The sequence below is a fragment of the Mucilaginibacter sp. genome, assembly GCF_039207105.1.
In the GTDB taxonomy this organism is placed as follows: domain Bacteria; phylum Bacteroidota; class Bacteroidia; order Sphingobacteriales; family Sphingobacteriaceae; genus Mucilaginibacter.
This window is the reverse complement of the sequence record NZ_JBCECK010000208.1, coordinates 1-7,121: the sequence shown is the minus strand read 5'-3', so window position 1 is coordinate 7,121 and position 7,121 is coordinate 1. Positions and strand designations below refer to the sequence as shown.

Here is a 7,121-nt window from a genome sequence, read left to right as displayed (position 1 = left end):
GTAATACGTATTTGTTAAACATTCTGTTATAAGTTGATTTGCGTATAACGTAAAACGTTGAACGTAAAACTTATTTAATTTCTTTATGAACAGTTACTTTCCTTAAAACCGGGTTGAATTTTTTCAACTCTAATCTTTCAGTTGTATTTTTTTTGTTCTTGGTGGTAATATAGCGAGACATGCCTGGCATACCGCTTGTTTTGTGTTCAGTGCACTCTAAAATCACCTGAACTCTATTGCCTTTTTTTGCCATTTTCTTTTTATGTTGTACGTGTCACCTCACGGCTTACGCAGTTTTTCAAATTATATATCACGTTTAATGCTTACGCATAACGCAACATCTACTAAATGTATCCTTTTTTTACAAATTTATTGATACAAGCAGTAATACCATTTTTGCTGATGGTTTTAACAGCCGATGTAGATACCTTTAAGGTTATCCATTTATCTTCTTCAGGGATATAAAACTTTTTCAGTTTTAAGTTTGGATGAAACCTACGTTTTGTTTTAACGTTTGAGTTAGAAACGTTGTTACCTACTATAGACCCTTTTCCTGTTAGATCACAAATTCTTGACATGACAAATATTTTTAATTATCAACCCTTTATTCAAAAAGAGTTTGCAAATATCAGACTTTTAAATCAAATATTCAACAGTGTTTTCAAAAATTATCAAATAAATTTTAAAATACCTACTGAGCTGTATTTTAGGCTCCTTCATGCTCAAAAATAAATCTTTTTAAAATTATTTAATAAGTTGCGTTTTTAATATACATATAACACATAAATTGCTAATTTACGCCACCATTTATAAGATTATGAAGATTACATCATTTGACCAATATAAACAGGTTTACCAACAAAGTGTTGAACAACCGGAACAATTCTGGGCGGGTATTGCCGACAACTTTTACTGGCACAAAAAGTGGGATAAGGTACTTGAATGGAACTTTAAAGAGCCCAATGTAAAATGGTTTCAAGGTGCAAAACTTAACATTACTGAAAACTGCCTTGATCGCCACCTGGATGCCCTGGGCGATAAACCTGCCATTATATGGGAACCTAATGATCCGCAGGAAAACCACCGTGTATTAACTTATAAACAGCTGCACGATAAAGTTTGCCAGTTTGCCAACGTACTTAAAAATAATGGCGCTAAAAAAGGCGACCGTATTTGCATATATATGCCTATGGTGCCCGAGCTGGCCATTGCGGTTTTGGCTTGTGCCCGTATAGGCGCTATTCACTCGGTAGTGTTTGGTGGCTTTTCGGCCCAGTCAATTGCCGACAGGATCAACGATGCTACCTGTAACATTGTGATCACCGCCGATGGTGGCTTCAGGGGCAATAAAGAAATTCCGCTGAAATCAATTATCGACGACGCCCTGGTTCAGTGCCCATCTATACAAAAAGTAATTGTGCTTACCCGCAGCCGTACACCTGTATCCATGATCAAAGGCCGCGATGTGTGGTGGGAGGATGAGGTTAAAAAAGTTGAAACACAAGGCAATATACCTTGCCCGGCCGAGGAAATGGATGCCGAGGATATGCTGTTCATCCTGTATACATCTGGCTCAACGGGCAAACCTAAAGGTGTAGTGCATACCTGCGGCGGTTATATGGTGTATGCCGGTTATACTTTTGCCAATGCTTTCCAATACAACACCGGCGAGGTTTACTTCTGTACTGCAGATATAGGCTGGATCACGGGGCACTCTTATATAGCTTACGGACCATTATCGCAGGGTGCAACTACCGTATTGTTTGAGGGTATCCCATCATGGCCAAACGCGGGCCGTTTCTGGGACATTGTGGAGAAATTTAAGGTAAACATATTATACACCGCGCCAACCGCTATCCGCTCATTAATGAGCTTTGGCGATGAAGCATTACAAGGCAAAGATTTCAGCTCGCTTAAAAAACTGGGTTCCGTTGGCGAACCTATCAACGAAGAGGCCTGGCACTGGTTTGATGAAAAAATTGGTCATAAACAATGCCCAATAGTTGATACCTGGTGGCAAACAGAAACTGGCGGCTTTATGATATCGCCTATAGCCGGTGTTACGCCTACCAAGCCCGGTTATGCTACTTTACCCCTGCCCGGTGTACAACCCGTTTTAGTTGATGAGCACGGTAAAGAGATTGAAGGAAACGGTGTAAGCGGCAACCTGTGCATCAAATTCCCGTGGCCGGGCATGCTCCGTACCACTTTTGGCGATCATGAACGCTGCCGCACCACTTATTTTACCGCCTATCCTGACCTGTATTTTACCGGCGATGGCTGCCTGCGTGATGAGGATGGTTATTACCGCATTACAGGCCGTGTAGACGACGTATTGAACGTATCCGGCCATCGCATTGGTACAGCCGAGGTTGAGAATGCTATCAACATGCACAGCAGTGTGGTAGAATCAGCAGTGGTTGGTTATCCGCATGACATCAAGGGCCAGGGCATTTATGCCTTTGTGGTTTGTCCTAAACATCATGCCGATGATGACCTTACCCGCAAGGATATCATGATGACCGTATCGCGCATTATTGGCGCTATTGCCAAACCAGATAAAATTCAGTTTGTGACCGGCTTGCCTAAAACACGCTCGGGTAAGATCATGCGCCGCATTTTGCGTAAAATAGCCGAAGGCGATACCTCAAACTTAGGCGATACATCTACCCTGCTTGACCCGGCTGTGGTTGAAGAGATCAAAGCAGGCGCCATGTAAATATTGATTTTTTGAATAAAGGAGAAAAACTACCTTTAGGCAAAAAGGTAAATTATGCAGGCCATTATGAATAAGATAAAAGGAAACAGATCCGCTTTTTTATTCATGATGGCCTGTATTTTTTTTATATCGGCCACGGCATTTAACAACAAAGCAACCGGTAAATACAAACTCGATTTTTTCACTTCAAATAACCAGTTTTACCTCTGCGATTCAGCCTATAGGGGCAGTACGGGTTCAGCCGATTTCTGGACGCCTGATGCTTATAAGGCCCGGTTGGGTACTGCTTACGATATTCTGGGTATCAGTACAGAAAGCTTTGGCCACATTAAAGCCGACCTTGAGGTACTTGACCAGCCTGATACGCAAACTAACTTTAATAAATATGACCACGTTGTTGAGGGCGGTATTACCATACAATCCGGTCTTTTGCAGGTGCTTAATTTTCCTCAATACAAATCCTGCCTGAAACTGATCATCGCTCCCGGCAAATACCGTGTACGGGTATATTCATCAGGCCTTGCCAATGTGGATACTGAAGCCGACGAAGGCCAGGATTTTTACCGCATAGTAATGTGGCCCGACAACAACATAGAACGCAAAGTATTAAAGCAGTTTGTGAAAAAATAAGGCTTTGTTTATTTTCTATAAGACTTACGAAGTTTTGAAAACTTCTTAAGTCTTCTCTCCTATTTCCCAATTCTCAAAACCAAATCCCGTTCCCGGCTGTTCTCCTGATACATCTAAATAAAAAACATTATGGACAAATTAGAAATAAAAGGCGGCTGGAATGAATTGAAAGGCAAACTGAAACAAGCCTACGGCGATTTAACCGACGACGACCTGATACGTGAAGAAGGTAAAGATGATGAACTGCTGGGAAAACTGCAGCAAAAAACCGGCAAATCACGCGATGAGCTGGTAAAGTGGATAAATAGTTTGTAATGTGTAGACTAATTTTGTCATTGCGAGCGATAGCGTGGCAATCGCGAATCGTTCCAGAGAAACCTGCATAATTCGCGATTGCTTCGTCGTTCCTCCTCGCAATTGACATTTAATATATCATTACCAGCAAACAACTTACTATTCCTTCTTATAATCCTTATGCACAATTAAAAAACTGGCGCGTTCTTCTTTATGAAAGGGGATATTCCAGTTACCCTGATAGGTGATCTTGGTGGGCAATAACTCACCGTCAAAATTGTTCAGCTCAATGTTCATCTGCACGTTAAAGTCAACAAACATATTGCTGAATTTCATATCAATGTAGCGGCCCAGTATCTGAAAAGTACGCTCATCAAATATGGTCGTCATCTCTTTGATCATGGTATCATCATCAGATGTGCTTGGCTTATACCTTACCTTAAAACGATAAACAGGTATGGTATCCAAGTACTTACCGCGGGCAAACTCATAAAAATAATAATCTTTCATATCGCCCGAAAAAATCTCGGTTTTACTACTGATGAAAGGAATGCCTTTAACCTTACGACCGGGTGTAAATATGAGAGTTTTAAGCTTGTCTTTGTACGATTCATTTTTACCACCCGAGCCCGGCAAAGCATCGCCTTTGGTAAAATCAGAGTTGTAAGCATTCATGAAAATATAATCAAACATCTCTACCGTATATAGCTGATATTTACCGTTTTTCTTGAACATGTTACCGCTATCGCTTTTGGCCACATACTCCATTTTGTGTTTCCCAGCTGCATTACTGTGGATGATCTTACGGTATATTTTACCATCTACCTTATTCTTTTTATCATAAGTAAAAATGCGATTTTCGGCGGTAAAACCGTAGCGCTTCATATTTTGAAAGGCCTTATAAAAACTGGTATCGGCCAGTACGGCATCAATAAAATCCTGCGCGTTCAGCTTGTGCGATTTGATATCAACCAACGAGTCGATAACAATGGTTTTAATGGTATCTGGATTAAAGCGGTTGATCTGCTGCGCAAAGGATGCAGAGCCGATTGAACATAGGAAGAATAACAGGAAAAGTTTTTTCATAGATAGTTCATTAGTTCACACGTTCATTAGTTCATTGGGCCGATTTTCAACAAATGAACCAGTGAACTAATGAACCAATGAACTTATATATTAATTCCCCAGCTGTTTTAAAGCCAGGTAAGCCATCAGGCCGGTACTTATTTTAAACGCGTCCTCTTCCACATCAAAAGTTGGGGTATGTACCGATGAGGTAATGCCACGGCTCTCATTACGGGTGCCTAAACGGTAAAAGCAGCTATCGGCCACTTGCGAGTAATAGGCAAAATCTTCGGCCGCCATCCAGATGTCCAAGTCAACCACGTTCTCTTTACCCAGGTAATCCTCAGCATGAGCACGGGTGTTGTTAGTAAGTACCTCCTCGTTAATCAGGAAAGGATAACCGTTCATAATATTAAAATCACAGCTGCCACCCATGCTTTCAGCAATACCTTCGGCCATTTTTTTCATGCGTTTGTGGGCTTCGGCACGCCATTTCTCATCCATCGTACGGAAAGTACCTTCCAGGTAAACCTCGTTAGGTATTACGTTGGTAGCGCCATTGGCAATCACCTTACCAAAGGATAATACCGACGGACTCTTTGGATCAGCAAAGCGACTTACTACCTGCTGCAGGGCTGTTAATATATGCGCGGTGATAATCACCGGGTCAACGTTTTGCTGCGGTTGCGCGCCATGTCCGCCTTTACCTTTAACGGTAACATATAGCTCATCGGTTGATGCCATGTATTTACCTGCCCGGAAACCCACCTTACCGGCCTCGATCAAAGGCATTACGTGTTGGCCTAATACGGCATGTGGTTTAGGGTTTTCCAACACGCCCTCTTTGATCATGATACTGGCACCGCCAGGTAGTTTCTCTTCGGCAGGTTGAAATATCAGCTTTACCGTACCTGCAAACTGGCTTTTAAGCTCGGTTAAAATGCGTGCTGTACCTAACAAAGACGAAGTATGCGCATCATGACCGCAGGCGTGCATTACACCCACATTTTGCGATTTGTAGGGCACATCATTAGCCTCGGTAATAGGCAGCGCGTCCATATCGGCACGCAGGGCCACTACCTGGTCAGATGGTTTATCGCCTTTGATCAAGGCAACCAAACCAGTATCGGCCATTTTTTGGTATTCAATACCCATTTCGTCAAGCTTGCCCGCTACAAAAGCAGAAGTTTGCTGCTCATGAAACGATAACTCCGGGTGGCTGTGCAAATGGCGACGATTGGCCACTACATCGTTAAATATTTTTTGGGATAGTTCCTGTACTTGATCTTTAATCATTGTTAGTATCCGTTTTGGGAGGGTTTATTTTTTCGGATATGATGAACAGGCTCGAAAACGAAGGCCGAAGTTCCTGCATCAATTTTTGTGCTTCCAGGCGTGTTTTGAAATCGCCGGCACGAACCTTAAAATTAGGTTCGCTATAAATTATATAGGTACGCAGTTCAGGGTATTGATCCTGCAAACGGGCCTGGGCGCTATAAGCATCTTTACGGTTAGATCCGCTGAATATTTGCACCCGGTAGCCATAGGATGAAAATGCGGTAGGCATACCAGCTGAATTATTTAACTCAAACCGCTTAGCTATTAAGGTATCAACCAATGGATCTTTAACCACCTCAACCCGGCCTTTGGTTTGTTGGGCAAAGCTTTGTGCCGATGCCAGCAGGAGTATAAACAAAAAGCAGTATTTGATAAGGGCCACTTGAGCTTTATAATCAAATACTGCTTTTTTCATTTTGGTATGTTATCAAAAAGCGTCATTGAAAGGAACGAAGCAGAAGCCTCACCCAACCCTCTCCAAAGGAGAGGACTTTAAAAAACCTCCTTTTTTAAGTCTCCCCTTTCGGGGGAGATTTAGAGGGGGCTTCCAACAATGACGTTGTTATCTCGTTTCTTAATTCTGCCCTACGCCGTGGCAGTTTTTAAACTTTTTACCGCTACCGCAAGGGCAAGGGTCATTACGGCCTATCTTGTTCTCCACCCTAACCGGGGTAGCTTTCTGGTGTTCCTGAAAATCATCCATCGGTACGCCGTTGCTTTCGCTAACCATTTCGGCTTTGGTGGTTTTCATTTTACGCAGATCAAGTTTTGGCTCCGGTTTGGCTTCCCTTACTTCATCAGGTGCCTGCTGAATTGGGATACCACCCCTGAACAGGAAGCTAACAATCTCTTTATTTACATTGGCCAGCATACCTCTAAACAGTTCAAAAGCCTCAAACTTATAAACCAACAACGGATCCTTTTGTTCATAAACCGCGTTCTGTACAGATTGTTTCAGCTCATCCATTTCACGCAGGTGCTCTTTCCAGGCATCATCGATCAGGTACAGGGTTACGTTCTTTTCAAACGATTTAAATACCTCATCACCATGATTATCTACCGCCTTTTTAAGTGG

9 protein-coding genes are annotated in these 7,121 nt (G+C 42.4%); 3 read left to right on the top strand and 6 right to left on the bottom strand.

Annotation, left to right across the window (positions count from 1 at the left end):
• Positions 1-70: 70 nt before the first annotated feature.
• A complete protein-coding gene (rpmG, locus tag AAGC65_RS23765) occupies positions 71-253 on the bottom strand; it encodes a 50S ribosomal protein L33 (protein ID WP_022830075.1) in 183 nt (60 codons plus the stop codon).
• Between the two features lie 91 nt (positions 254-344).
• The gene (gene rpmB, locus AAGC65_RS23760; RefSeq protein ID WP_022830076.1) at positions 345-578 is read right to left on the bottom strand and encodes a 50S ribosomal protein L28; all 234 of its coding nucleotides are present in this window, start codon (positions 576-578) and stop codon (positions 345-347) included.
• Between the two features lie 239 nt (positions 579-817).
• Here rpmB and acs point away from each other — a divergent pair, with 239 nt between their 5' ends.
• The 3 genes from acs (at position 818) to AAGC65_RS23745 (ending at position 3,664) form a co-directional block, all read left to right on the top strand.
• A complete protein-coding gene (gene acs / locus AAGC65_RS23755; RefSeq protein WP_343114957.1) occupies positions 818-2,719 on the top strand; it encodes an acetate--CoA ligase in 1,902 nt (633 codons plus the stop codon).
• A gap of 66 nt (positions 2,720-2,785) precedes the next feature.
• A complete protein-coding gene (locus AAGC65_RS23750; RefSeq protein ID WP_343114956.1) occupies positions 2,786-3,349 on the top strand; it encodes a hypothetical protein in 564 nt (187 codons plus the stop codon).
• Between the two features lie 129 nt (positions 3,350-3,478).
• Positions 3,479-3,664 carry a CsbD family protein gene (locus tag AAGC65_RS23745; protein WP_343114955.1) on the top strand — a complete coding sequence of 62 codons (186 nt, stop codon included), beginning with the start codon at positions 3,479-3,481 and terminating at the stop codon, positions 3,662-3,664.
• A gap of 138 nt (positions 3,665-3,802) precedes the next feature.
• Here the strand turns inward: AAGC65_RS23745 and AAGC65_RS23740 are convergent, their stop codons facing one another.
• The 4 genes from AAGC65_RS23740 to AAGC65_RS23725 form a co-directional block, all read right to left on the bottom strand.
• On the bottom strand, positions 3,803-4,729 hold the full coding sequence (locus AAGC65_RS23740) for a hypothetical protein (protein WP_343114954.1): 927 nt from the start codon (positions 4,727-4,729) through the stop codon (positions 3,803-3,805).
• A gap of 90 nt (positions 4,730-4,819) precedes the next feature.
• Positions 4,820-6,004: an amidohydrolase gene (locus AAGC65_RS23735; RefSeq protein ID WP_343114953.1), complete on the bottom strand. Its 1,185-nt coding sequence runs from the start codon at positions 6,002-6,004 to the stop codon at positions 4,820-4,822.
• Positions 5,997-6,461 carry an SPOR domain-containing protein gene (locus AAGC65_RS23730; protein WP_343114952.1) on the bottom strand — a complete coding sequence of 155 codons (465 nt, stop codon included), beginning with the start codon at positions 6,459-6,461 and terminating at the stop codon, positions 5,997-5,999. Before AAGC65_RS23730 ends, AAGC65_RS23735 begins: the two co-directional genes overlap by 8 nt.
• Positions 6,462-6,620: 159 nt before the next feature.
• Positions 6,621-7,121, bottom strand: a 501-nt coding sequence (locus tag AAGC65_RS23725; protein ID WP_343114951.1) for an SEC-C metal-binding domain-containing protein, incomplete at its 5' end; no start/stop codon positions are given.